Origin of the sequence: Pseudoduganella flava (genome assembly GCF_007830495.1) — a bacterium.
GTDB lineage: Bacteria > Pseudomonadota > Gammaproteobacteria > Burkholderiales > Burkholderiaceae_D > Rugamonas > Rugamonas flava.
Genome location: NZ_VLKW01000002.1, coordinates 852,898 through 875,587, shown reverse-complemented (window position 1 = coordinate 875,587; position 22,690 = coordinate 852,898). Strand labels below are relative to the sequence as shown.

22 protein-coding genes are annotated in these 22,690 nt (G+C 66.1%); 10 read left to right on the top strand and 12 right to left on the bottom strand.

The genetic code is table 11. The features are described from left to right. Position 1 precedes the first annotated feature (1 nt). Together IP92_RS08115 and IP92_RS08110 are read right to left on the bottom strand one after the other, a co-directional pair. The gene (locus IP92_RS08115) at positions 2 to 184 is read right to left on the bottom strand and encodes a hypothetical protein (protein WP_145874002.1); all 183 of its coding nucleotides are present in this window, start codon (positions 182 to 184) and stop codon (positions 2 to 4) included. Further along, on the bottom strand, positions 181 to 753 hold the full coding sequence (locus IP92_RS08110) for an ATPase (RefSeq protein WP_145874001.1): 573 nt from the start codon (positions 751 to 753) through the stop codon (positions 181 to 183). The genes IP92_RS08115 and IP92_RS08110 overlap by 4 nt, the downstream gene beginning before the upstream one ends. Before the next feature lie 135 nt (positions 754 to 888). On the opposite strand from IP92_RS08110, the gene IP92_RS08105 reads away from it, so the two are divergent. After that, entirely contained in the window at positions 889 to 1,335 is a 447-nt protein-coding gene (locus IP92_RS08105) for an acyl-CoA thioesterase (RefSeq protein WP_145874000.1), read from the top strand. A gap of 18 nt (positions 1,336 to 1,353) precedes the next feature. Here IP92_RS08105 and gudD read toward each other — a convergent pair whose 3' ends face one another. The 3 genes from gudD to IP92_RS08090 all read right to left on the bottom strand — a co-directional run bounded on the left by gudD (position 1,354) and on the right by IP92_RS08090 (position 5,072). Then, positions 1,354 to 2,694, bottom strand: coding sequence for a glucarate dehydratase (gudD, locus tag IP92_RS08100; protein WP_145873999.1), 1,341 nt, complete (start codon positions 2,692 to 2,694; stop codon positions 1,354 to 1,356). A gap of 17 nt (positions 2,695 to 2,711) precedes the next feature. Then, positions 2,712 to 4,010 carry an MFS transporter gene (locus IP92_RS08095; protein WP_145874094.1) on the bottom strand — a complete coding sequence of 433 codons (1,299 nt, stop codon included), beginning with the start codon at positions 4,008 to 4,010 and terminating at the stop codon, positions 2,712 to 2,714. Between the two features lie 177 nt (positions 4,011 to 4,187). Continuing rightward, entirely contained in the window at positions 4,188 to 5,072 is an 885-nt protein-coding gene (locus IP92_RS08090) for a LysR substrate-binding domain-containing protein (protein WP_145873998.1), read from the bottom strand. A 126-nt stretch (positions 5,073 to 5,198) separates the two neighbouring features. Here IP92_RS08090 and IP92_RS08085 point away from each other — a divergent pair, with 126 nt between their 5' ends. Both IP92_RS08085 and IP92_RS08080 read left to right on the top strand, forming a co-directional pair. Then, positions 5,199 to 6,062: a CPBP family intramembrane glutamic endopeptidase gene (locus tag IP92_RS08085; protein WP_145873997.1), complete on the top strand. Its 864-nt coding sequence runs from the start codon at positions 5,199 to 5,201 to the stop codon at positions 6,060 to 6,062. Between the two features lie 48 nt (positions 6,063 to 6,110). Further along, positions 6,111 to 6,548: a hypothetical protein gene (locus tag IP92_RS08080; protein ID WP_145873996.1), complete on the top strand. Its 438-nt coding sequence runs from the start codon at positions 6,111 to 6,113 to the stop codon at positions 6,546 to 6,548. A gap of 281 nt (positions 6,549 to 6,829) precedes the next feature. Here the strand turns inward: IP92_RS08080 and IP92_RS08075 are convergent, their stop codons facing one another. Further along, the gene (locus IP92_RS08075) at positions 6,830 to 7,105 is read right to left on the bottom strand and encodes a hypothetical protein (protein ID WP_145873995.1); all 276 of its coding nucleotides are present in this window, start codon (positions 7,103 to 7,105) and stop codon (positions 6,830 to 6,832) included. Positions 7,106 to 7,488: 383 nt separating this feature from the next. On the opposite strand from IP92_RS08075, the gene IP92_RS08070 reads away from it, so the two are divergent. The 4 genes from IP92_RS08070 (at position 7,489) to IP92_RS08055 (ending at position 14,181) form a co-directional block, all read left to right on the top strand. Then, positions 7,489 to 8,976 carry an MFS transporter gene (locus IP92_RS08070; protein WP_145873994.1) on the top strand — a complete coding sequence of 496 codons (1,488 nt, stop codon included), beginning with the start codon at positions 7,489 to 7,491 and terminating at the stop codon, positions 8,974 to 8,976. A gap of 24 nt (positions 8,977 to 9,000) precedes the next feature. Next, complete coding sequence (locus IP92_RS08065) at positions 9,001 to 10,038, top strand: glycoside hydrolase family 43 protein (RefSeq protein ID WP_145873993.1); 1,038 nt, start codon at positions 9,001 to 9,003, stop codon at positions 10,036 to 10,038. Between the two features lie 173 nt (positions 10,039 to 10,211). Further along, on the top strand, positions 10,212 to 11,579 hold the full coding sequence (locus IP92_RS08060; protein ID WP_145873992.1) for a TRAFs-binding domain-containing protein: 1,368 nt from the start codon (positions 10,212 to 10,214) through the stop codon (positions 11,577 to 11,579). 46 nt (positions 11,580 to 11,625) lie between these two features. Beyond that, complete coding sequence (locus IP92_RS08055) at positions 11,626 to 14,181, top strand: patatin-like phospholipase family protein (protein ID WP_145873991.1); 2,556 nt, start codon at positions 11,626 to 11,628, stop codon at positions 14,179 to 14,181. Between the two features lie 75 nt (positions 14,182 to 14,256). On the opposite strand, the gene IP92_RS08050 is transcribed toward IP92_RS08055, so the two are convergent. The 4 genes from IP92_RS08050 to IP92_RS08040 form a co-directional block, all read right to left on the bottom strand. After that, complete coding sequence (locus IP92_RS08050; RefSeq protein ID WP_145873990.1) at positions 14,257 to 15,090, bottom strand: hypothetical protein; 834 nt, start codon at positions 15,088 to 15,090, stop codon at positions 14,257 to 14,259. Between the two features lie 52 nt (positions 15,091 to 15,142). Then, positions 15,143 to 15,289 carry a hypothetical protein gene (locus IP92_RS29855; protein WP_158206669.1) on the bottom strand — a complete coding sequence of 49 codons (147 nt, stop codon included), beginning with the start codon at positions 15,287 to 15,289 and terminating at the stop codon, positions 15,143 to 15,145. A gap of 245 nt (positions 15,290 to 15,534) precedes the next feature. After that, positions 15,535 to 16,065 (bottom strand): GNAT family N-acetyltransferase, encoded by a 531-nt coding sequence (locus IP92_RS08045; protein ID WP_145873989.1) that lies wholly within the window; start codon positions 16,063 to 16,065, stop codon positions 15,535 to 15,537. A gap of 79 nt (positions 16,066 to 16,144) precedes the next feature. Further along, the gene (locus IP92_RS08040; RefSeq protein WP_145873988.1) at positions 16,145 to 16,999 is read right to left on the bottom strand and encodes an MBL fold metallo-hydrolase; all 855 of its coding nucleotides are present in this window, start codon (positions 16,997 to 16,999) and stop codon (positions 16,145 to 16,147) included. Between the two features lie 96 nt (positions 17,000 to 17,095). Between IP92_RS08040 and IP92_RS08035 the strand changes: the two genes are divergently transcribed. Next, a complete protein-coding gene (locus IP92_RS08035; protein ID WP_145873987.1) occupies positions 17,096 to 18,046 on the top strand; it encodes a GlxA family transcriptional regulator in 951 nt (316 codons plus the stop codon). Positions 18,047 to 18,264: 218 nt separating this feature from the next. Here IP92_RS08035 and IP92_RS08030 read toward each other — a convergent pair whose 3' ends face one another. Next, positions 18,265 to 20,391 carry a PhoX family protein gene (locus IP92_RS08030; protein WP_145873986.1) on the bottom strand — a complete coding sequence of 709 codons (2,127 nt, stop codon included), beginning with the start codon at positions 20,389 to 20,391 and terminating at the stop codon, positions 18,265 to 18,267. Between the two features lie 142 nt (positions 20,392 to 20,533). Here IP92_RS08030 and IP92_RS08025 point away from each other — a divergent pair, with 142 nt between their 5' ends. Both IP92_RS08025 and IP92_RS08020 read left to right on the top strand, forming a co-directional pair. Further along, positions 20,534 to 20,914, top strand: coding sequence for a hypothetical protein (locus IP92_RS08025; RefSeq protein WP_145873985.1), 381 nt, complete (start codon positions 20,534 to 20,536; stop codon positions 20,912 to 20,914). A gap of 5 nt (positions 20,915 to 20,919) precedes the next feature. Next, a complete protein-coding gene (locus IP92_RS08020; protein WP_145873984.1) occupies positions 20,920 to 21,699 on the top strand; it encodes an ATPase in 780 nt (259 codons plus the stop codon). Between the two features lie 64 nt (positions 21,700 to 21,763). Here IP92_RS08020 and IP92_RS08015 read toward each other — a convergent pair whose 3' ends face one another. Next, the gene (locus IP92_RS08015; RefSeq protein WP_199271883.1) at positions 21,764 to 22,591 is read right to left on the bottom strand and encodes a 3-keto-disaccharide hydrolase; all 828 of its coding nucleotides are present in this window, start codon (positions 22,589 to 22,591) and stop codon (positions 21,764 to 21,766) included. Positions 22,592 to 22,690: the final 99 nt, after the last annotated feature.

The window sequence follows — 22,690 nt, the reverse complement described above, 5'->3', positions numbered from 1 at the left end:
CTCAAAGGCCGCGGTCGCGTTTGACCGGGGCGTCGTCCCCCATCATGACGGGGCGGCCATCCTGCCACACAACCGCATATTGGCCCAGCTTACGCTTGCGCTCCAGCGCCTGCGTAACGGCATCCTGCAAAGCTTTGAGCATCGCCGCCGCTTGTGGAGAAGGGTTGCCCGATGTGTTCTTCATGCCCTTGATCCCTTGAGTAACATCTGATAATACTCCTCATGCATTACTGCGCGCCGTTCGCCTTGCTGCTCAAAGATCAGCTGCGGTACGGGGCCACTATTCATGAAGCACCTGCATGCGTCAACTGCGGAACTGAAGTGGTCCAGCAAGTTACGCAGGCTGCGGGCAAACCGCCGATCGATATCCGCTGCCGGAATGCTATGGCCGCCGTGCGCAACACGCTCGGCTACGCGGAGATGCGACATCTCCTTACTTGGGAGAGCGAGGTAAATCAGCTCCACTCTCCAGCCCGACGCTCGCAGATCCCGCACGAGCTTTATGTAACCTCGGCCGGCCAGCGTTGTTTCGAAAGCAAAATCCCTTTGTTGCCTGATGCACGAATCGATCTCAGCAAGAAAAATCCGGCTCGCCGCCGCTAGCTCCTGCTCAGGCGCTAAAGGCGACAACCCGGCAGCAATCATATCCGCGTTGACAAAGCGATAGCAATTTGCCACATCAGGCAGGTACGCCAGTGCGAAAGTAGTCTTTCCACCTCCATTTGGTCCTGCGACGATCCAGCAAGTGGGCATCGTAACTGTGCCTCCAGCGATGACGCGGCAAAAAGGCCGCGCCGACCGACCAAAGTTTACCATGGCACTGCAGACCGCATAGGCTCACCGAGCCGCACCGCCACGCTACAATCGCACCTTTGCCCGGAGCCGCCGTTGAACTGGGACTTCCCCACCCCGCACATCCACCCCGTCACGCCGCAGCTTGCGGACATCGACGGCCTCGATCACACCAACAACGCCGTCTACGTGCGCTGGTGCGAACAGGCCGGCTGGGCGCATTCGGAAGCGCTCGGCCTCGACTTGGCGGCCTACCGCCGGCTGAACCGGGCGATGGCGATCCAGGGCGCGGCGTACGACTACCTGCTGCCGACGGGCCTGGGCGACGAGCTGTTGTTGGGTACGTGGCTGACGGCCACCGATGGCCGGCTGACGATGGAGCGGCGCTTCCAGCTGGTCCGCGCCGGCGACGGGGCCACCGTGATGCGGGGCCGCTGGCAGCTCGTCTGCATCGAGATCGACAGCGGCAAGCCGCGGCGGATGCCTGCCGAGTTTTGCGACGTGTACCTGCCGGCGGTAGTGGGAACAGAACGGCCGGCGTGACACCGGCCGCGGGAGCGCTCAGCGCACCAGGCAGGGCTTCTTGTTATCGAACTTCCAGCCCGGCACAAGGAACTGCATCGCCACCGCGTCGTCGCGCGCGCCCAGGCCCATGTTCTTGTAGGCCTGGTGTGCCTTTTCCAGTTCCGCTTCATCCAGCTCGATGCCGAGACCCGGCCGCTGCGGGATCCTGATGAAGCCGCCCTCGATCTTCAACGGATCCCTGGTGAGGCGCTGGCCGTCCTGCCAGATCCAGTGCGTGTCGATCGCCGTCACCTTGCCCGGCGCGGCCGCGCCCACGTGCGTGAACATCGCCAGCGAGATGTCGAAGTGGTTGTTCGAATGCGAACCCCACGTCAGGCCGAACATCTGGCACAGCTGCGCCACGCGCACGGAGCCCTGCATCGTCCAGAAGTGCGGGTCGGCCAGCGGGATATCCACCGATTGCAGCTGGATCGAATGGGCCATCTGGCGGAAATCGGTGGCGATCATGTTGGTGGCCGTCGGCAGGCCCGTCGCGCGGCGGAATTCGGCCATCACTTCGCGGCCGGAGAAGCCGTTCTCGGCGCCGCATGGGTCTTCCGCGTACGCGAGGATGCCGTGCTTGTCGCGGCATACGCGCACCGCTTCCTGCAGCGACCAGGCGCCGTTCGGATCGAGCGTCACGCGCGCCTCGGGGAAGCGCTCGTGCAGCGCGACGATGGCTTCCATCTCGGCGTCCGCCGACAGCACGCCGCCCTTCAGCTTGAAGTCGTTGAAGCCGTAGCGCTCGCGCGTCGCCTCGGCCAGGCGCACCACGGCCTCCGGCGTCAGCGCTTCCTCGTTACGCAACCGGAACCAGGCGTCGCTCGCATCCGGTTCGGCGCGGTAGTCCAGGTTCGTCTTGTTGCGGTTGCCCACATAGAACAGGTAGCCCAGCATCTCGACGGCATCGCGCTGCACGCCTTCGCCCAGCAGCGCGGCGACCGGCACGTTCATGAACTGGCCCAGCAGGTCCAGCAGCGCCGATTCGACGGCGGTCACGGCGTGGATCGTCGTGCGCAGGTCGAAGGTCTGCAGGCCGCGGCCGCCCGCATCGCGGTCGGCGAAGGTCTGGCGCATCGTGTTCAGCACGTTGTTGTATTCGCCGAGCGTCTTGCCGACAACCAGTGCACGGGCATCCTCCAGGGTCTGGCGGATCTTTTCGCCGCCCGGCACTTCGCCGAGGCCCGTGTTGCCGGCGCTGTCGGTCAGGATCACGATGTTCCGGGTGAACCAGGGGCCGTGGGCACCGGAGAGGTTCAGCAGCATGCTGTCCTGGCCGGCGACGGGGACGACGCGCATGCCGGTGACGACGGGGGCGGAAGAGACGTAGTTGGTCATGATGTGGTTTCGGTTGATTACTTGATCAAGGAGTTCGTCAAGGTCACGCGCTTGATGTCGCCGACGATGAACAGGTAGCAGAAGATCGCCACGGCCGCGTTGGCGCCGACGTAGACGAGCGCACCGGCGAACGAACCGGTATTCTGCACGATGTAGCCGATCACGATCGGCGTCGTGATGCCGGCCGTGTTGCCGAACGTGTTGAACAGCGCGCCGGACAGGCCGCCCGCTTCCTTCGGCGACGTGTCGGAGACGACGGCCCAGCCCAGCGCGCCGATGCCCTTGCCGAAGAACGCCAGCGACATCACGGCCACGACCAGCATGTCGGCCTGGATGTAGTTACAGGCGATCATGCTCATCGACAGCAGCATGCCGACGACGATCGGTACCTTGCGTGCGACGGACAGCGAGTGGCCACGCTTGCTGAGACGATCCGACATCCAGCCGCCGGCGATCCCGCCCAGGAAGCCAGCAATGGCGGGCAGCGAAGCGACGAAGCCCGCCTTCAGGATCGTCATGCCCCGTTCCTGCACGAGGTAGACGGGGAACCACGTGAGGAAGAAATAGGTCAGTGTCGTGATGCAGTACTGCGCCACGTACACGCCCAGCAGCATGCGGTTCGACAGCAACTCGCGAATCGCGGCCAGCGTGTTCACCTGCGCGGCGGGCTTCCCGGCGCCGCGCTGTTGCCCCTGGCCGCTTTCCAGGTCGACGAGCGCGCCGCCCTGCTGGATGTATTGCAGCTCGCCCTGGTTGATGCCGGGGTGCTGGCGCGGCCCGTGGATCACCTTCAGCCACAGGAACGCCATCAGGATACCGAGGCCGCCCATCACGTAGAACACGCTGGGCCAGCCATACGAGTGCACCAGCCAGCCCATGATCGGCGCGAACAGCACGGTGGCGAAGTACTGCGCCGAATTGAAGACGGCGGCCGCCAGGCCCCGCTCGTGGGTGGGGAACCAGGCCGACGCGATGCGGCTGTTACCGGGGAACGAAGGCGCTTCGGCGGCGCCGACCAGGAGGCGCAGCGCGATCAGCAGCGCCACGGCGGCACCGCCGGTAAAGAAGCCCACGGCGCCCGTCATGACCGTGAACAGCGACCACAGGAAAATGCTGAAGAAGTACGTGATCTTCGAACCGAAGCGGTCCAGCAGCCAGCCGCCCGGCAGTTGCGCCAGCACGTAGGACCAGGCGAACGCGGAGAAGACAAAGCCCATCTGCACGGAATCGAGGCCCAGCGCACTCTTGATGCCGGGTCCGGCGATCGAGATCGTCGCCCGGTCCGCGTAGTTGATGGTGGTGACGGCGAACAGCATCGCGAGGATGCTCCAGCGTGCGCGCGTCTGGACGCCGGCCGATGCGGCGGCAATGGATGGTGCGTGTTCCACGGTTGTCTCCTGTTGTTGTCGTCTGAGGACGCAGGAAAATCATATGCCCGTATGGCTCACCCGACAAACCAATCACTGTACTGATCGATACAGGAATTGAATCGACTAACGTGCCCGGAATGTCGGCAGCACCTCGTCGCGGAACAGCCGCAGCACGGGATTGTCGTTGTCGCGCCGCCATGTGCACACCGTTTCGACAGGCTCCGTCGCCATCCGGCGCATCACGATGCCGTCGAACTGCAGGCGCGACGCGCCCTCGGCGATCAGCGCCGCGCCGATCCCCGCGCGCACCAGCGCCAGCATCGTGTGCACCTGGCCGATGTGTTCGACGATGTCCGGCACCACGCCGGCCCGCTCGAAGCGCTCCGTCAGCATCTGGTAAAACGGGCGTGCCTCGTACGGCGAGTACATCACGAACGGCTTGCCGTGCAGGCTCGCCAATGTCGGGGCCTCGGGCCACAGCGCCGCCTCGCGGGCGGGGATCGCCAGCATCAGCGCCTCGGTCGTGATCAGCGTGCTGTCCAGTTCCGGGTTGATCGGGTGCGGCCGCATCAGGCCCAGGTCCAGCTGGCCCGCGTTCAGCGCCTCGACCTGCATCGTGCTGACCAGCTCCTTCAACGTCAGCGCCACGCCGGGCGCGCGCTCGCGCAGCCGGCTCACCACTTCCGGCAGCAGGCTGTAGCCGGATGCGGACGTGAAGCCGATGGCCAGCGTGCCCTGCTCGCCCTTGGCGGCGCGGCGCGCCGTGAACACCGCCTCGTCGGCCATGCGCAGGATGCGCGCCGCTTCGGGAAAGAACGCCTTGCCGGCGACCGTCAGGCGCACGGTGCGGCTGTTGCGCTCGAGGAGCTGGGCGCCGACATGGTGCTCCAGCAGCCGGATCTGGCGCGACAGCGGCGGCTGCGTCATGTTCAGGCGTTCCGCCGCGCGCGAAAAATGCAGTTCCTCGGCGACGGCGACAAAGCAGCGGAGCTGGCTGATCTCGAACATGGGTCTCTGGAGCGATGGGCAATGCGCCATTCTGACGGCCCGGCGCCCAGGCCGCAATGGCCGCGGCACTATCGGTCGGGTTGACTGATTGACTATAATTCCGCACACCCGACAACAAGGATAACGATGAACGCCCTCCCGACGACCTTCTGGCCCCTGGCGGCCACGTGGCTGCTTGCCGTGCTCTCGCTGTGGTGCCCGCCGTTTGGCCGCGTGCCCGCATGGGCGCCCTGCCTCGCGCTGGCGGTCGTCGTGGCGGTAGCGCTGGGCGCAATCGGCCCGGTGGGCGTGCTCGCCCTCGTCGTGTTGGCCGCATTGTGCCTGCTGTGGCAGCGCGCGTCCGGCCGGGCCGCCAAGGGACTTGCGCTGGCGGCGATCGTCGTGCTGTCGCTGGCGCTCGCGCTGCATCTGGTGCCAGGGTTCGCCAATCCCCTGTTGCTGGACAAGGTGACGATCGGCGCGGGTGCCAAACCCGTGTCGCTGTACTTCAACCTGGACAAGACGGCCGCCGGCATCCTGCTGTGCGCCACGTTTGCCGCGCCCGCGCGCTCGCTGGCCGGCTGGCGCGGCGTGGGCCGCGCCTACCCCATCATCGTGCTGACGCCCGTGCTCGTGCTGGCGGCGGGATGGGCGATCGGCGTCGTCGGGCCGGACCCGAAGTGGATCGACGCGGCGCCCCTGTTCCTCGCGCTGAACCTGTTCACCACGTGCCTCGCGGAGGAAGCGTTCTTCCGCGCGTTGATCCAGGCGCGGCTCAGCGATGCGCTCGCAGCGCGCCGGCATGGCAGTGCGATCGCGATTGGCGCCGCCTCCGTGCTGTTCGGGATCGCGCATGGGTATGGCGGCGCGCCGCTCGTCGTGCTCGCGACATTGGCTGGCATCGGCTATGGCCTGGCCTATCGGCGTGGCGGTATCGAGGCGGCGATCCTGACGCACTTCGCGCTCAATGCGGCGCATTTTTTGCTGTTTACGTATCCGGCGTTGCGGTGATCGGCCGTCCCTTGCGGGCGAATGAATGACTGCCGTAGACTGCGACCGATGGCGAACTCCCGACAACGTGCAACCGATTGGCTAAGCTTCCTGCTGACCCAGGACCTGCCTTTTGGCGAAGCATTGCGCAGCCAGATTGCCGCCGGTTCTGTCCGAGAGCTTTGCGAGTGTGGGTGTGAGGGGTTTGCGTTTGCCGTACCGGTTGAGGCCAAGGTCCAGCGGCTGCAGGATGGCGCCGGCGTGTTTTACGAAGTAGCGTTCACGTCCAACTATCCGGAAGAGATCGACATCCTGTTGTTTACCGACGAACGTGGCAATCTGAGCTGGGTAGACGTAACGTACGGCGCGTCGAACATCGGGCCGATGCCCGCTGACATCGTGCCAGATTCAAGAATCGGTGGCTGGCCCGCGACCCCGACGGATCTGCCCGCGGTGCCCGAGCCCGCTGCGGATGCGACGCAGCGCTGGTGGGAATTCTGGCGCTGATCACGCAGCCAGGCACCTGACCATACGGCCCGGAGAACCGCCCGACTAGTCGGGTTGGCTGCCGCAGCCACAGCATCGCCTCCACGCATACCAACTCCATCTGCGATCCCAAGGGCGGACTATCCGCGCAAAAAAAAAGCCGGCTAGAAGCCGGCTGAATTCCAATTCTCGGAGAGGATTGGAGGAGACAGGTGAATCATCCCATGCCGCCTCCCCTCGCGCCACTTTATTTCCAGCATGCCTGTGATCAACTTTGTGAATATCTGGAAACAATCCGTACGTCAGACCGTACTGCGGACCTTGCCGTCCTGGTCCTTGATCAGCGTACGCAGACACTCGATCCCCATCGCCAGCAGGAAGCTTGGCCACTCGATCCGCTTTTCGACGAAGTAACAGATCACCGCGCCGGCGATCCCCGCGAACGCCAGTGCCAGCAGCACGGCGGCGGGCAGCTTCCTGTATTGTTCTCCCGGCACGGTATAAAACCATCCCATTACCGCGATGCCGGCCGCATAACAAGCCGCAACCACCACGATCAGCGAAATGGTCGGATCCACGAACCAGCCCGCGCACGCAACGGCCACCAACGTCCCATACAGCCAGCGCAAACGATACCGAGTGTGTGTTGTCACGGCTTGCATTCTCCCAGTCAGACGACAGGCACGGCGATAAAGAATGCCGATGTTAGCACGCGTGCATCGTGCGCACGCCCTCCCTATTCCCGTCGCTGGCCGCGTCCGCCACGGACCAGGACCGTGCCGGCCGTCCGCACCGTCAATACCGTTAGCGCAACCAACAACATCAGATAAGCTTTCCCGCGCGACCACAAATGCGCTAAGATAAGGCAATGGTTGCGCTATTCATTTTGCTGCGGTGCGGTGTTCTCTAACATCCCCGCAGCGACAAGCGGCCAACCCCGATAACGATAAAGCGAGACATCATGACCAACACGACAGACAGCGCCAACGCGCGGCTCTCGGTCACGGAAAAGGTTGGGTACTGCCTGGGCGACCTGGCCGCGAACCTGATCTTCCAGACCCTGCTGACCTTCATCGCGTTCTACTACACGGACGTGTTCAAGATCTCGGCGAACGCCGCGGCCACGATCATCTTCGCCGGCGGCATCGTCGGCGCCTGCTTCAATCCCATCATGGGCCTGATCGCCGACCGCACCGCCACGCGCTGGGGCAAGTTCCGGCCGTGGATCCTGTGGACGGCCGTGCCGTTCGGCCTCGTCGCGATCCTTGCCTTCAGCACGCCGGACTTCGGCAACCAGGGCAAGATCATCTACGCCACGCTGACCTACGTGCTGCTGATGCTGATCTACTCGGCCAACAACCTGCCCTACTCCGCGCTGTCCGGCGTGCTGACGGGCAGCATGAGCGAGCGGAACAGCCTGTCGTCGTACCGCTTCGTCGCCGTGATGGTCGCGCAGTTCATCATCCAGGTGCTGCTGCTGCCGCTGGTGCTGATCCTCGGCGGCGGCGACAAGGTGGCCGGCTTCCAGAACACGATGATCGTGTTCGCGATCGCCGGCACCGTGTGCTTCCTGATCACGTTCTTCACGACGCGCGAACGCATCGTGCCGACGGCCGAGCAGCGCTCGTCGATCGGCCAGGACATCGCCGACCTGCTGCGCAACAAGCCGTGGGTCGTGATGCTCGTCGTGACGATCCTCGTCTTCGTCACGCTCGCGCTGAAGGGCGGCATGTACATCTACTACTTCCGCAGCTACCTGTCGGCGCCGCACCTGGCAGCGTTCCTGCAGGACGTGGGCTTCAACGGTTTCATCGCCGGCTTGAACGGCGCATTGGCGGGAATGGGCCTGACCGCGTTCCAGTGGCCGGAAGATGCGCCGACGTCCGCGTTCAGCGTGTTCAACGCGATCGGCATCGTGATGATGATCATCGGGATCGGCTTCTCGCGCCCGCTGGCGGACCGCTTCGGCAAGCGCGAGGTGTTCGGCATCGCGCTGTTCATCTCCACGCTGTTCATGCTGGCGTTCTACTTCTACGCGCCCACGTCGATCGGCATCGTGTTCCTGTCGCAGCTGCTCCACGGCTTCTTCTACGGCGTCACGATCCCGCTGCTGTGGGCGATGATCGCCGACGTGGCCGACTACTCGGAATGGAAGAACAACCGCCGCGCCACCGCGCTGCTGTTCTCCGCGATGATCTTCGGCCTGAAGGCCGGCCTGTCGACCGGCGGCGCCCTTGTCGCCGCACTGCTGTCGGGCTTCGGCTACGACGCGGCGCTGACGACGCAGGCCCCGCGCGTCGTCGACGGCATCCGCCTGGCGGTCAGCGTCTACGCCGGCATCCCGTTCCTGCTGGCGGTCGCCTGCCTGGCGTTCTACGAGATCAGGAAGTCGACGGAGCGCACGATCGAACATGAACTCGGCCTGCGCCGCGCCGCCGCGCAACGCTGACCCCATTTCAACACAAGGTATCCCATGGCAGAGAATCCGAACCAGGCCCGCGTGCAGCAGTTGAAGGCGCACGCGATCTCGCAACCGCTCGTCACGCACATCTATACGGCCGATCCGTCGGCCCACGTGTTCGACGGCCGCATCTACATCTACCCTTCGCACGACATCGAAGCGGGCATCCCGTTCAACGACAACGGCGACCACTTCGCGATGGAGGACTACCACGTGCTGTCGATGGACCGCCCGGACGGTGAAGTGGTGGACCATGGCGTGGCGCTGCACGTGAAGGACGTGCCGTGGGCAACCCGCCAGATGTGGGCCCCGGACGCGGCCCGCAAGGACGGCACGTACTACCTGTACTTCCCCGCCAAGCGCGCGGACGGCATCTTCCAGATCGGCGTCGCCACGTCGAACAGCCCGGCCGGCCCGTTCACGCCGGAGGCGCTGCCGATCGAAGGCAGTTATTCGATCGACCCGGCAGTGTTCGAGGACGCCGGCGTCCATTACATGTACTTCGGCGGCATCTGGGGCGGCCAGCTGCAGAAGTACCGCGACAACCGCTTCGATGCCGCCAACGAGGAGCCGAGCGCGCACGAACCGGCGCTGACCGCGCGCGTGGCCCGCCTGGCCGACGACATGAAGCAGTTCGCGGAAGCGCCACGCGCCGTCGTCATCCTCGACGAAGACGGCAAGGAACTGCTGGCCGGCGACCACGAACGGCGCTACTTCGAAGGCCCGTGGATGCACAAGTACCGCGGCAAGTACTACTTCTCGTACTCGACCGGGGACACGCACTTCCTGTGCTACGCCACCAGCGACAGTCCGTACGGCCCGTTCACGTACCAGGGCAAGATCCTGACCCCGGTGATCGGCTGGACGACGCACCACTCGATCGTCGAGGTGGATGGGCGCTGGTACCTGTATTACCACGACAGCAGCCTGTCCGAAGGCGTGACGCACCTGCGTTCCGTGAAGGTGACGGAGCTGTTTTATGACGACGACGGGCGCATCGTCACGCTGTATCCGTATGGGGAAGCGAACCAGGACGTGGATATCGCCTGAGGCGGTGCCCCCGTTGTGGCGGCGCGACGTCACCATGCCGGTCGCCGTTGACTGCCCGCCTCGCACAGCTTAGCGTGTACGGATAGCCACTTCGCCGGCTGCGGCATCGTCCGGCGCAGTGGCCGCGCCCGGCCTGCGTGCCACGCACACGGGGCGCTCATCCGGGAGACGCCATGAAGCCACTGTGTTTTGTCCTGATGCCGTTCGGCAGGAAGGCCGATGCGCATGGGCGGACCATCGATTTCGACGCCGTCTACCGGCAGGCGATTCTGCCGGCGATCACGGCGGCCGGGATGGAGAGCCTGCGGGCCGACGAGGAAGCGGCCGGCGGCATCATCCACAAGCCGATGTTCGAACGCCTGGTGCTGTGCGATTTCGCGATCGCCGATCTCACCGGCGCGAATGCGAACGTGTTTTACGAGCTGGGCGTACGCCACGCCGCCCGCCCGCACACGACGATCCTGCTGTTTGCCGAGGGCGGCATGCTGCCGTTCGATGTCGCGGCGCTGCGCGCGCTGCCCTACCTGCTGCAGGCCGATGGCACGCCGGCAGATGCGGCCGGTACATCGCAACGCATCGGCACGCTGCTCAGGAACAGCCGCCGCCCGGTGATCGACAGCCCCCTGTATCAGCTGCTGAACGACTACCCGGACATCCAGCGCGACAAGACGGATGTCTTCCGCGGCCGGGTCGCCTACTCGCAGGGAGTCAAGACCCGGCTGGCATCCGCCCGCCGCAACGGGCGCGACGCGGTGTGGCAGGTGGAACGCGACATCGATGCCGAGCTGCGGCAGCAGGGTACTACCGGACTCGCCGATGCGGAAGCCGGCATCCTGGTCGACCTGCTGCTGTCCTACCGCGCCACGGAAGCGTGGCACGACATGCTGCGGCTTGTCGAATTGCTGCCCGCTCCGCTCGACCGCACGGTACTCGTGCGCGAGCAACAAGCGTTCGCGCTGAACCGCGCGGGCGACGACGACGCCGCCGAACGGATGCTGCGCGACCTGCTGCGCGAACGGGGCCCGAACAGCGAAACGTGCGGCTTGCTGGGCCGTGTGTACAAGGGGCGCTGGCAGCAAGCCGCCGCGCAAGGCCGCGTGGCCGAGGCGGATGGCTGGCTGCGCGCCGCCATCGACGTCTACCGGCAGGGATTCGAATCCGACTGGCGCGACACCTATCCCGGCATCAACCTGCTGACGCTGATGGAGTGCGCGGCGGAGCAGGACGCGGAGCGTGCCGAACTGCTGCCAGTGGTGTTGTATGCGGCAAGGCGGCGCCTCGCCGCCGCGCCGGAGGATTACTGGAACCATGCCACCATGCTGGAATTGCACGTGCTGCGGGACGACCGGCCCGCCGCGCAGCGTTGCATGGGCGCCGTCCTGAACCGGGCGCGCGAGGCATGGGAACCGGATACCACGGCGGCCAATCTCACCTTCATCGCCGACGCGCGGCGAGCCATTGGGCGCGCGCAGCCGTGGTACGCGGACCTCATTGCGCAACTGCGCGCCAGGAGCGCGGCGCTACGTACCGGGTCCCGCTGACGCGCCGCGGTGCCCCTTCCTTCCACCGCTGCCTCAGGAGCACGTGATGGCGACCGACACCCCCGCAATGCGCGCCCTGCTGGCGACACTCAAACCCATGCTGGAAGCGAAGGCGCCTTGGCCAGCGTCCGTCGGCGGCGTGACGGCGCTGCTCGCGCAGCTGAAGGCCGAGCATGAATTCGGTCTCGGCGCGGCGCTGTTGAAAGGCGCGCTGGCCTGCGGCCAGTACCCGGAACACACGCCGGCGCTGCTGCGCGAGCAGGCGATGTGCACATACAAGAACGAGCACTTGCCGCCGGCCGAGCGCTTCGACACGGCACTGGGGCTGCTGCGCGAACTCGGCCTCGACAAGGAGGACCAGCGCAATACGGAAACACTGTGCCTGGCCGCCGCGATCCACAAACGCCGCTTCGAGTTCGCCGGCCAGCCGCCGGACCTGCTGATGGCATGTCACTATTACGCGGCGGCGTGGCAGCGCGATCCGGAGCAGGACCGCGGCTACGGCGGCGTCAACGCGGCCTTCGTGCTGGACCAGCTGGCGGCACGGCTGGACGACCCCGCCCGCCGGGAGCACGCGGCGGCGCTGCGCCACGCCGTGATCGCACGTCTGGAACCGCTTGCGGAACACAGCGCGCCGGACTACTGGCTGTACTGCACGCTGGCCGAAGCGCACTGGGGCCTCGGCAACGATACGGCGGCAGCCGGCTGGCTGGCCCGCGCGGCCGCCACCGGCCCCGCCGAATGGCAGCTGCGCAGCACGACCGAACAGCTGGTGAAACTGGCGCGCCTGCATGGCACGCCACTGCCGCCGCGGGACGTGCCGCCCGGCCAGTGGCCGCCCGTCTGGAAGCCGCTGCATCGCCTGCTCGGGCAGCGCGCCGCCGGCGCCCTCGGCGCCTATCGCGGCAAGGTGGGACTGGCGCTGTCCGGCGGCGGTATGCGCGCCGCCTTCTACCACGTCGGCGTGCTGGCGCGGCTGGCTGAGCTGGATCTGCTGCGGCACGTGGAAGTCATCTCGTGCGTGTCGGGCGGCTCGATCGTCGGCGCGCTGTACTACCTCGAACTGAAAAAGCTGCTGGAAGCGCGGCGCGACGACATGGTCGGGCGCCAGGATTACATCGACCTGGTGGACACCGTGCGCAAGCAGTTCCTGGCCCGTACCGCGGCGAACCTGCGCATGCGCGTGTTCTGCAGCCTGGCCGGCAACGTGCGCATGCTGTTCCAGTGGCCGATGGGGAAACACCGCACGGCCAGGCTGGGGGCGCTGTACGAGCGCTACCTGTACCGGCCGGAAGGCGGCAAGGCGGCCGCGCTGCCGATGCGCGAGCTGCTGATCAAGCCGAGCGGCGAAACCGCCGACTTTTCTCCGGCCTTCGACAACTGGCGCCGCGCCGCCAAGGTACCAGCGCTGCTGCTGAACGCCACCTCGCTGAACACCGGCCATGCGTGGCACTTCACCGCCAAGGGAATGGGCGAACCGCCGGCCCTCGTCAGCGAACACGCGGACCGGCGGCGGCGCTATCGCCGCCTGTACTACACCGACGCACCCACGCCGCAGCTGCGTGACGTGGGGCTGGGCGCGGCCGTCGCCGCGTCGTCCGGCGTGCCGGTGCTGTTCGCGCCGCTGGAACTTGCGGGGCTGTACCAGAAACGCGTGCTGCGCCTCGTCGACGGCGGGGTGTTCGACAACCAGGGCGTGCGCAGCCTGCAGGTGGAAGGCTGCACGTTCATGCTGTGCAGCGACGCCTGCGGCCAGATGGAGGAGCAGACACGCCCCTGCTCCCTCTGGTTCATGGTGTACAGCCGCTCGACGAAAATCATGATGGAGCGCGGGCGCGAAACGACGTACCAGCATTTCGCCGCGCTGCAGGACCACCACGCCGTCGACGGCTTCCTCGCCGTCCACCTGAAGAAGGACCTGACGCGCGACGAGCTGGCCTGGATCGGCTGCCCGGACATGCCGCCGGCGCTCGCACAAAGCGGCAACCTGCCATACGGGATCGCGCCGGACATGCAGCGGCATCTGGCCGCGGTCCGCACCGACCTCGATGCGTTCTCCGAGGTCGAAGCGAATGCGCTGATGCTGTCCGGTTACCTGATGACGGAGCACGCCTTCAAGACCGAGTTGCGCAACAGCGCCGGCACGCTGGGACTCGATGTGGACACCGCGCGCTGCCCGTGGGACTTCCTGCGCCTGGAACAGCTGATGGCCAGCGCGGCCGATCCGGCCAACCCGGCGCGCGAAAGGCTTGCCACGATCCTCGCGCGCGGCAAGTCCATGTTCAGCAAAGCCGTGTTCCTCGCCCCGTTCCGGTCGCTGCTGATCGCGGCCGGCGGCGTGGCGCTCGGATTCCTGGCGTGGCGCGGCGCGCTCGCGCTGGCCGGCTGGCTGGAACGCGGCGGCGCCCCGGCCTGGGTGACAACCTTGCTGTGGGCAGCGATCGCCGCTGGCGCAGCCGTGCTGGGCTTCACGCTGTTCATCAACGCGCATCTGTACCTGCTGGACCCGGTCTACCTGAAGCACGGCCGGATGGACGAGATGCTGGACCGGCAGCCGCCGGATGCCGCGGTGACGGACGGGGGCGGGCGGCAGCCGGCATGAAGAGGTGACGGCATAAAACAGGCCTGCCGATAGGCCTGCCGATGCCGCTGACAAACCGCCGCGCCACATCGACGTCTACGCGCTTGCGGCGCTGTCGGGGATGTCGGGGATGTCCAGCATGAACTGCAGGCGGTCCGCCCACGCGATGGGATCGGGGCCCGGAAGATCCGTTATCGCCCATTGACGGGCGCCGGCCAGGTACTTGAAGATCGCTCCCGCCGGCCGGTACACCGGCAGGTCCAAGCCCAGCTTGCTGCACGCTTCCTGGGTCCTGGCCCAGTGGTCCGCTTCGTCGCCCCTCATCGTGTACAGCGAACCGTCGGAGGGCGGCATGATGAAGAGAGTCTTGTCGAGGTGCCCATCGTCGACGATACGTGCGATCTCCCACAGCGTGCCGGGCGTCCGGGCCGGCAGGAGTATCAGTACCGAGCTACGCACCAGCAAGCCGGCGACTTTCGCCTGCCAGTGCTCGTCCGCGAGTTCCGCTCGCCCTGCCCCGCGATGCTCGCCCGGCTTGCCGAGAGCGAGAAAGATGCCCGTGCGCTCGAGTGCTCTCGACAGTAATCGTTCGATATCGTCGAACCCGTCGCGCTCCCAGAGCTCGGCCGAAAACAGGGTCAGGCTGGTGTCCCGGATCCGGTACACGTTGGTGCTGTCGAACGGGCGTAAGTAAAGGAAAACGACATGCTCCGATGCCTGCGCGTCCGCGATGGCCTGTGCAAGCCTGTCCAGGTCGACCTGGACGCCGCCGTTGCTCATGCTGACCAGCCATGAACCGATGAGGAAAAACGGGGCGCCGAAGGCCACGTGAAGCAGGAACGAACCGAAGGAGTATTGCTGGCTGCCGAGACTGCCGGCGTAGACCGCATAGAGGCCCAGCCAGATCAGTATATTGCCGAGCAATTTCATTGCGTCTCCCTCCGCATGTCGGCAATGCCGCGGTGGCGGCCGCGCCGTTCGGTCAATCGCCGAAGAAGCTGGCGATGATCACCAGGGCCAGCACGACCAATCCTGCCCGCATCAGGTCGGCGCCCGGTTTGCGCGGCCGCTTCAATCGTACGCGCTGCCTGGGCCGCTCCGCCGCCGCATCGTGTTCGTCGTTCCACATACCGGCACTCCCTGTCCGCGACCTTGCTGGACGCCTCCCAGGCCGCGCAGGCGGCACGAAGGCAACCATCAACAGGCATCTTAGACTGGATAATTGCGCGTTTGTCCCGAATTTGTAAGCTGTTGCGAACGGGGTACGAACGCGTTTCGCTCATGTGGCGGAATCACCGGCACGGCCTTCCGCCACGGCCTGCCGCGGGCACGCAACCCGATGGGAACGCCCCGGCCGTGGCGCCGGCGGACGCGTCAAACACTCGCGAGAGGCCGCGCCATGTACACGGCGCCGGCGCCATAACTGGCCAGCCGCGCGCGCTCCTCCTCGTCAAGCAGCGACTGCGGCACGTAACCATGCCGTGCCCAGAAGCCTTCCGTGTCCTGCACGGACACCAGCGCGGTATGCCGCAACCCCCACGCCCTGCCTTGCTCCCATAGCCGTTCAAGCAGCGCCTGCGCCAGGCCCTGCCCCGCATACGCCGGCAACACGGCCATGTCGTGCAGGTACAGCGTGTCGGGCGTTCGCTCCGAAGGCTCGAATTCGCCGTGCAGCGGGGTCACCTTGCCATGCACCGACCGGTAGGCCGCCAGGTACGCGCAAACCGCCCCGGCACGCTCGCACACCAGCGAACAGTTGACGGCGCTCGCCAGTCGGCGTGCGTACACGTCGGCGCTTTCGATGAAGTCCGGGCCATAGCAGGCCAGCTGGATGTTCAACAGGTGCGGCAGGTCGCCTGGCGCGAGCGCGCGCAGGGTGAGCGGTGCGAAGACGGTGTTCGACATGCGTTGAGGCGTTGCTGCGGGGCGCCGATTATAAACCGTCCACCGGGACGCACGCTCGCGCGCCCCGGTCATTCCCGGATCAGAACCGGTAAGCTTCACCGTCAGCCGGCACCAGCACCCGCTGCGCATCCAGCCCCTTCTCCGCGACGTAATCCTTCAAGTCCTGGCGCGTCTGCGTGAGGTGGTTCAGCGCCTCCATGTGGCTGCCAATGATGGTGGCCTGCGGCGCCGCATGGTATGCCCGCTCGACGTCTTCCTTGCCCATGATGATCGAGCCGTCGAAGGCCTTTAAGCGGGCGTACCCGGTGTTCAGCACGATCACGTCCGGCCGGTATTGCGCGATGGCGCCGGCCACCTGCGGCGTCCAGATCGTGTCCCCGGCGATATACACCGTCTTGTGGCCCGGCTGGCGGAACACGATGCCGACCGTCTTGCCGAGGCGTTCGCCCAACGCGGCCATGATCTGGTCGGTGCCGTGCTGGCCCGTGACGGGTGTCAGGCGCACGCCTTTGAATTCGCTGTCGGGGCCCAGCACGCGCACGTCCGTGAAGCCGGCCTTGCGGATGCTGGCGGCATCCTCGTCGTTCTGCGCGAACAGCGGAATGTGCTTCGGCAGCGCGGCCTTCGCGCCATCGTCCCAGTGATCCAAGTGGGTATGCGTGACGATGACGGCATCGGCCCGCATCACATCCTCGAGCGGCAGCGGCAGTTCGACGGTCGGGTTGCGCAGCTCGCTGTGGTACGTGCCCTGGAAGGCCGGATACGACCCCGCCTTCGCCAGCATCGGGTCGACGAGGAACGTCGTGCCGCCGTAGGTGATCTTGACGGTGGCGTTACGGATCTGCTGGAAGCCGACGGAGCCGGCGGTGGCGGACGTGGCAACGGTTGCGGCAAGTGCGGCTGCGATGGCGAGCTGCTTGGCGATTCGGGTCATGGCGTTCTCCTGTGGTGTCGTTGATGAGACGCATTGTGCTGGTCGAAGGCCAGCGGCAAAAGCGGCCCGAAGGCCAACCTTCAGTATAATCGGGCCATGATGAGCAAATCACTCCGCGTGGCCGTCGTCGCATTCGACGGCATGACGCCCTTCCACCTGTCCGTACCCTGCCTCGTGTTCGGCGGCGCGTTCGACGTGATCGTCTGCGCCGCGGAGAAGACGCCGCTTGCCACCTCGGCCGGTTTTTCGATCGCCGTCGATCACGGCCTGGAAGCGCTCGACGGTGCGGACATCGTCGCGATGCCTGCCTGGTACATCGACTTCCGCCCGGCGCCCCCTCCCCTGCTGGACGCGCTGCGCCGCGCCCACGCCCGCGGCGCGCGCGTCGTCGGCCTGTGCCTGGGCGCGTTCCCCGTGGCGGAGGCGGGCCTGCTGGACGGGAAGAAGGCGACAACGCACTGGGAACTGGCCGACGCGCTGGCGTCGCGCTATCCGCAAGTGAAGGTGGATCGGGAAGTGCTGTACGTCGACGAAGGCGACGTGCTGACGTCCGGCGGCGTCGCCGCGGGACTGGATTGCTGCCTGCACCTGCTGCGTGAACTGCGCGGCGCGGACGTGGCGAACAAGGTCGCGCGCCGGCTGCTGATCGCTCCGCACCGCCAGGGCGGCCAGGCGCAGTTCATCGAGCACCCGGTGCCGTCGAACCCCGCCGAAGGGCGCTTCTCGGAGGTGCTGGGCTGGGTCGCCCGTCACCTGCGCGAACCGCACAGCATCGACGCGCTGGCCGCCCGCGCGGCGATGAGCCGGCGCCACTTTACCCGCCACTTCCGGCAGGCCACCGGCACGTCGTTCAAGCAATGGCTGCTGGGCCAGCGGCTGGCCCACGCGCGCCGCATGTTGGAGAGCAGCGACGCGTCGATCGAGCTGGTGGCCACCGAGGCGGGGTTCGGCACGGCGCTGTCGCTGCGCCAGCATTTCCGCACGGCGCTGCGCACGACGCCGACGGAGTATCGGCGGCAGTTCCGGATTGGCGGAATGGGCGTTTAGGGAAGTGGTCGCGGGTCGGCGGCGCAAGCAACAACCCACGGCAGAAGCCGGGGTCAGTATCGGCGGCAGTTCCGGATTGGCGGAATGGGCGTTTAGGGACGTGGTCGCGGGTCGGCGGCGCAAGCAACAACCCACCGCAGAAGCCGGGGTCAGACCCGGCGGGTCTGACCCCAGGTTTTGCAGTTGGGTCGAAATTGAGCGCCGCCGGCGCCTTGACATTACATCCCGATCACCCCGCCATCCTCGCGCGTGATGACCACCGTGGTCGAACGCACGACGCCGCCCTGCGCGACGGGGATCTTGTCCGGCCACGTCATCGCTTCGACGGGGATGTCGCGCGGCTGTTCGGTGCCCGGGTGCTGGATGTTGACGAACAGCGCGCGCCCGTCCGGCGTCAGCTGCGCGCCGCACACTTCGGCGCCGTCCGGCGCGAGCAGGAAGCGCTTGACCTGGCCCGTGCGGGTGTCCATCGCCAGCAGCATGTCGCCGCCCAGGCCCGACCAGTCGGTGCCCTTGCCCGTCCAGTCGGACGATTTCAGCGCGTCGGCCGCGTCGGAGCCGATCCACAGCCGCTGCCAGGCATCGAACATCACGCTGTCCGGGGAGCTGAACGCGTCGCCATTGATCGTGCCCTTGTTGGCCGGGTCCGGCGTGTCGCTGGTGCCGGTGCCGGCCAGCAGGACGACGTTCCAGCTGAACTTCGTGGCCGTCACGTCGCCGCCCGCATCGCGCAGGCGGATGATGTGGCCGTGCAGGTTCTTGTCGCGCGGGTTCGCCGCGTTCTTCGGCTGCGCCGCGCGCGGTGCGGCGGTGGTGCCGCCCGGCGCCGTGGCGCTGCCGCGGCCCGTGTTGTTCGACAGCGTCGCGTAGACCCAGCCGCTGCCCGCGTCGGAAGCGAGCCACTCGGGGCGGTCCATCTGCGTCGCGCCCAGCTTGTCGGCCGCCAGGCGCGCCCAGATCAGCACCGATGCCTGGTCGGGAAAGCCGTTTTCCGCCGTCAGGCCATTCTGGCCCTGGATCAGCGGCATCCACGTGCCGCTGCCGTCGTCATTGAACTTCGCCACGTACAGCGTGCCGTCGTCGAGCAGGCCGCGGTTGGCCGTGCGGTTGTCCGGGTCCATTGCCTTCGCCGTGACGAACTTGTAGATGTAGTCGAAGTTCTGGTCGTCGCCCATGTAGAACGCCACGCGCTTGTCCGCATTGACGAGGTGCGCCACGTTCTCGTGCGCGAAGCGGCCCATCGCCGTGCGCTTCACCGGCTGCCAGTTCGGGTCGTACGGGTCGATCTCGACGATCCAGCCGAAGCGGTTCGTTTCGTTCGGCTCCACCGCCAGGTCGAAGCGCTTGTCGACGAAGTGCCACGTGTAGTCGCGGTTATAGCCCGGCACGAGGCTGTAGCGCGCCCAGCGCGGGTCCTGGAAGCGCGGGTCGTCCGCCTTCATTTCGCGGGTCGCGAAGTAGTTCTTGTGGCTGTCCTCCTCGCACGTCAGGTAGGTGCCCCACGGCGTCGCGCCGCTGCCGCAGTTGCCCAGCGTGCCGCGCATCTGCGTGCCCGTCGGGTCGGCGCCGGTGCGCATCGCCGCGTGACCGCGCGCCGGGCCGCCGATCGCGATCGGCGTGTCCGCATGCACCTTGCGCGCATAGGTGGAATTGGCCTGCACCTGCCACTTGCCGGCGCTGTCGCGGTACACCTCCGCCACCGAGACGCCATGGAAGGCCTTCTGCTTGCGCACCACGTCCGGGTTCATCGCCGTCTCGCCGGCCGGGTCCAGCGTGGCCGGATCCGTCGTCGCCGTCACGCCCACAAAGCGGAAGCCGCTGATCACGTTGGCACGCGCCGCCTCGTGGTTGATGGCCAGCAGGCCCCGGTCGCTGCTCTTCGAGCCGTACGGCAGCGGGAAGTACGCCATGCCGTCGTGGTTGTCGCCGAACTGCAGCTCGGCCTCCGCGCCCGTCGTGTCGAACCGCTTCGCGGCCGTCGAGCGGAACGCCGGCGCGCCCAGCGTGCTGCCGATCGGGTCGCCCTGCTTCGTCAGCGCGCTCCACTTGTAGCCGGGTGGGACGATCAGGTCGTCGCCGGCGATCATCGGCGTGCGCGATACGCTCGTGAAGTTCAGCGTGTTGGGGGGAATTGTCGGCTCGGCCGGCGGCGTCGGGCCGCCTGGCACCGCGGGCGTGTCGATGCCGTCGCTCCCGCCGCAGCCAAACAGAGATAGCGCTACCGTACCGAGGCCGCCAACGAGGATCGTGCGGCGTTTGGCGCTGACGATATCGCCGAAATACGGGTTACCGGACTGGTTGGTGCCGAAGTCCTCGGGTTCCAGCGGGCGGGAGATCTTGCTCATGCGGGCCTTTCATTGGTTGAAAGCCCGGCATTGTAGGAAGCGCCGATGACGTCTTGATGACAATACTTATCGCAGTGGTCAGCCGTGAAGAGGCTCGGCATTTCTATCTTCGAAACACCCGATTATCGCGTGAAGGAGTACAATGGATACCATGGCTACCTCTATCAAATCACCCAAGAAAAGAGCTGCTGGGGGCGTTCAGCGCGACGGCCGCTTCAGCATGACGATCGAGCCTCAGGGCCAAGTCGTTCGCGGCACGACGGTGCGTTTTGGCGGGGTTACCGTGGTGGCCCCAAAGCCTGAGGAAAGCGCCGTAAAGAAACAACTCGCGGCCGGAAAGCGTGCTGTCAGCCAATTGAAGAAAGTGCTTGTCTCGCCTGGCGTTCGTCTCCAGAAAACTCCCGATACGCCCATATTCCGGGCCGATCCTCGCGACGCCTCACTAGTCGTTCGCGTGCTGAACGGCAGGTCAGTGCGAGGTCGCTTCATTCAGGGGCAATTTGTTCCGCTAACTGAACAGTGAAGAAAATGATCACGCCTTCCAGAGGCGCGTCGAACGTAGCACGGCAAGCCCTGCCGCAGGCGGACAAAGCGGTGCGCGCAGTCCTGAAAAATGCGGCGGAGAAACCGTTTGCTATCGTGTTGGCTGGACACAATGGCAGCGGAAAATCGACCTTTTGGTATGAACACGTCGCGGAAGACCTTCAGATCCCGCTGATCAATGCAGATCGCTTAATGTTGTCCATCCTGCCTGAAGCGGGCGCGGATGGAAAGCTGCGGCCCTGGGCGCAGCAGCTCAGAGACAAGGATACCTCCTGGATGGCCGTTGCACAGCAAGGTGTTCAGGGCTTTATCGCCCAAGCAATCAGCCAGAAAGTTCCTTTCGCTTTTGAGACAGTATTCTCGTACTGGAAAAAGCTGCCGAATGGGCGCCATGCCAGCAAAATCGACATCATTCGAGACCTCCAGAAGGCTGGATACTTCGTGCTGCTGATCTTTGTCGGGCTGACAAGTGCCGAACTCTCCATCGGACGGGTGATGACTCGCGTTTTCAAGGGCGGGCACGATGTGGATGAGGAAAAGCTGCGCGAGCGATATCCGCGTACACAACAGGCGATCAATAAGGCCATCTTGGTGTCTGACGCGGCAATCCTCCTGGACAATAGTAGGACAGAGAACCTCGCGTTCACTCCGGTACACATCCGAAGGAAGCGAACGGTCGACTTCGATATTCGCGCGGTGCCAGCTGCCCTAAGGATACCCAAGGAAATTACCACTTGGCTGGACGTCGTCGCGCCGCGGAATTAGAGTAAGGCTGCGTGACAGCGGTCCCGCAGGCTAGGGCACGCTGTGCTCAGCCCTAACACTCTCTCTACATGCCCTTCCTTGGCGACTCCTCCAGCTTCTTCACCACGATATTGCGGAAGAACGCCTCCGCCCCCTCGGACTGGATCGAGAACTTGCCGCGCGTGAGCGGCACGAATTGGCCATCCACCTTCTGCCGCGAGTTCTCGGCGCGCAGCACCTCGTGGCCGTTGACGATGTGGATCAGCGTCGTGCCGTCGGCGATCACTTCCATCGTGTTCCATTCGCCGGCCGGCTTCTCGTAGCTGCCCCGCTTCAGGATGCGCGCGGCCAGGCTTGTCCGCAGCGGCAGACCCGGCTCGTAGCGGTAGAACTTCCAGTCGCCCTGGTTGGCGTCGCCCACGTGCGCGTCGACCGTCACGCCATCGAGGCTGTGGTAATCGCCGCAATCACCCTCCTGGATCTGGAACTCGTGGCTGCGCATCCAGTGCCCGCTCTGCGCCCCGTCCGGGCCGACGGCGTAGTACAACAGGCCGCTGTCGCGCGGCGCTGCGAGGCGCGGGAACCATTTTTTCTCACCCCACTTCACGTCGAACTTCAGGTGGAAGTTCTCGTAGTCGCCCACCGTGGACACGGCGCCCCACTCCTCGCCGGACACCCGCAGCATGCCGTCGACGACGGAAAACACGTGCTTCGGATCGTGGTTCGCGCCGCGTACCGACGTCGGCGCCTTCATGTTGTCGGACGTCGGCTGCATGCTGACCCACGTGGTCCATCCCGTCAGGTCGCGGCCGTTGAAGAGCGTGGTCCAGCCCTCGGCGGCAAAGAGCGGTGCGGACAACGCCAGCAAGGCGGCAATGAAGCCCGTGCGGGCGATGGTGTGGATGCGGGTCATGGTCGTCTCGTTGTAAATATCGGTTATCGATGCGCGGCCCTGCACGGGGCCGCGGCGCCCCATCTCAAGGGCGAAACGCAATCTATCACGGCCGCGCGA

What these genes read in the sequence shown, in the direction of transcription:
- IP92_RS08115 (WP_145874002.1), bottom strand. Translation starts at nt 184, where the DNA reads ATGAAGAACACATCGGGCAACCCTTCTCCACAAGCGGCGGCGATGCTC.
- IP92_RS08110 (WP_145874001.1), bottom strand. Translation starts at nt 753, where the DNA reads ATGCCCACTTGCTGGATCGTCGCAGGACCAAATGGAGGTGGAAAGACT.
- gudD (WP_145873999.1), bottom strand. Translation starts at nt 2,694, where the DNA reads ATGACCAACTACGTCTCTTCCGCCCCCGTCGTCACCGGCATGCGCGTC.
- IP92_RS08095 (WP_145874094.1), bottom strand. Translation starts at nt 4,010, where the DNA reads ATGCTGTTCGCCGTCACCACCATCAACTACGCGGACCGGGCGACGATC.
- IP92_RS08090 (WP_145873998.1), bottom strand. Translation starts at nt 5,072, where the DNA reads ATGTTCGAGATCAGCCAGCTCCGCTGCTTTGTCGCCGTCGCCGAGGAA.
- IP92_RS08085 (WP_145873997.1), top strand. Translation starts at nt 5,199, where the DNA reads ATGAACGCCCTCCCGACGACCTTCTGGCCCCTGGCGGCCACGTGGCTG.
- IP92_RS08080 (WP_145873996.1), top strand. Translation starts at nt 6,111, where the DNA reads ATGGCGAACTCCCGACAACGTGCAACCGATTGGCTAAGCTTCCTGCTG.
- IP92_RS08070 (WP_145873994.1), top strand. Translation starts at nt 7,489, where the DNA reads ATGACCAACACGACAGACAGCGCCAACGCGCGGCTCTCGGTCACGGAA.
- IP92_RS08065 (WP_145873993.1), top strand. Translation starts at nt 9,001, where the DNA reads ATGGCAGAGAATCCGAACCAGGCCCGCGTGCAGCAGTTGAAGGCGCAC.
- IP92_RS08060 (WP_145873992.1), top strand. Translation starts at nt 10,212, where the DNA reads ATGAAGCCACTGTGTTTTGTCCTGATGCCGTTCGGCAGGAAGGCCGAT.
- IP92_RS08055 (WP_145873991.1), top strand. Translation starts at nt 11,626, where the DNA reads ATGGCGACCGACACCCCCGCAATGCGCGCCCTGCTGGCGACACTCAAA.
- IP92_RS08050 (WP_145873990.1), bottom strand. Translation starts at nt 15,090, where the DNA reads ATGAAATTGCTCGGCAATATACTGATCTGGCTGGGCCTCTATGCGGTC.
- IP92_RS29855 (WP_158206669.1), bottom strand. Translation starts at nt 15,289, where the DNA reads ATGTGGAACGACGAACACGATGCGGCGGCGGAGCGGCCCAGGCAGCGC.
- IP92_RS08045 (WP_145873989.1), bottom strand. Translation starts at nt 16,065, where the DNA reads ATGTCGAACACCGTCTTCGCACCGCTCACCCTGCGCGCGCTCGCGCCA.
- IP92_RS08040 (WP_145873988.1), bottom strand. Translation starts at nt 16,999, where the DNA reads ATGACCCGAATCGCCAAGCAGCTCGCCATCGCAGCCGCACTTGCCGCA.
- IP92_RS08035 (WP_145873987.1), top strand. Translation starts at nt 17,096, where the DNA reads ATGATGAGCAAATCACTCCGCGTGGCCGTCGTCGCATTCGACGGCATG.
- IP92_RS08030 (WP_145873986.1), bottom strand. Translation starts at nt 20,391, where the DNA reads ATGAGCAAGATCTCCCGCCCGCTGGAACCCGAGGACTTCGGCACCAAC.
- IP92_RS08025 (WP_145873985.1), top strand. Translation starts at nt 20,534, where the DNA reads ATGGATACCATGGCTACCTCTATCAAATCACCCAAGAAAAGAGCTGCT.
- IP92_RS08020 (WP_145873984.1), top strand. Translation starts at nt 20,920, where the DNA reads ATGATCACGCCTTCCAGAGGCGCGTCGAACGTAGCACGGCAAGCCCTG.
- IP92_RS08015 (WP_199271883.1), bottom strand. Translation starts at nt 22,591, where the DNA reads ATGACCCGCATCCACACCATCGCCCGCACGGGCTTCATTGCCGCCTTG.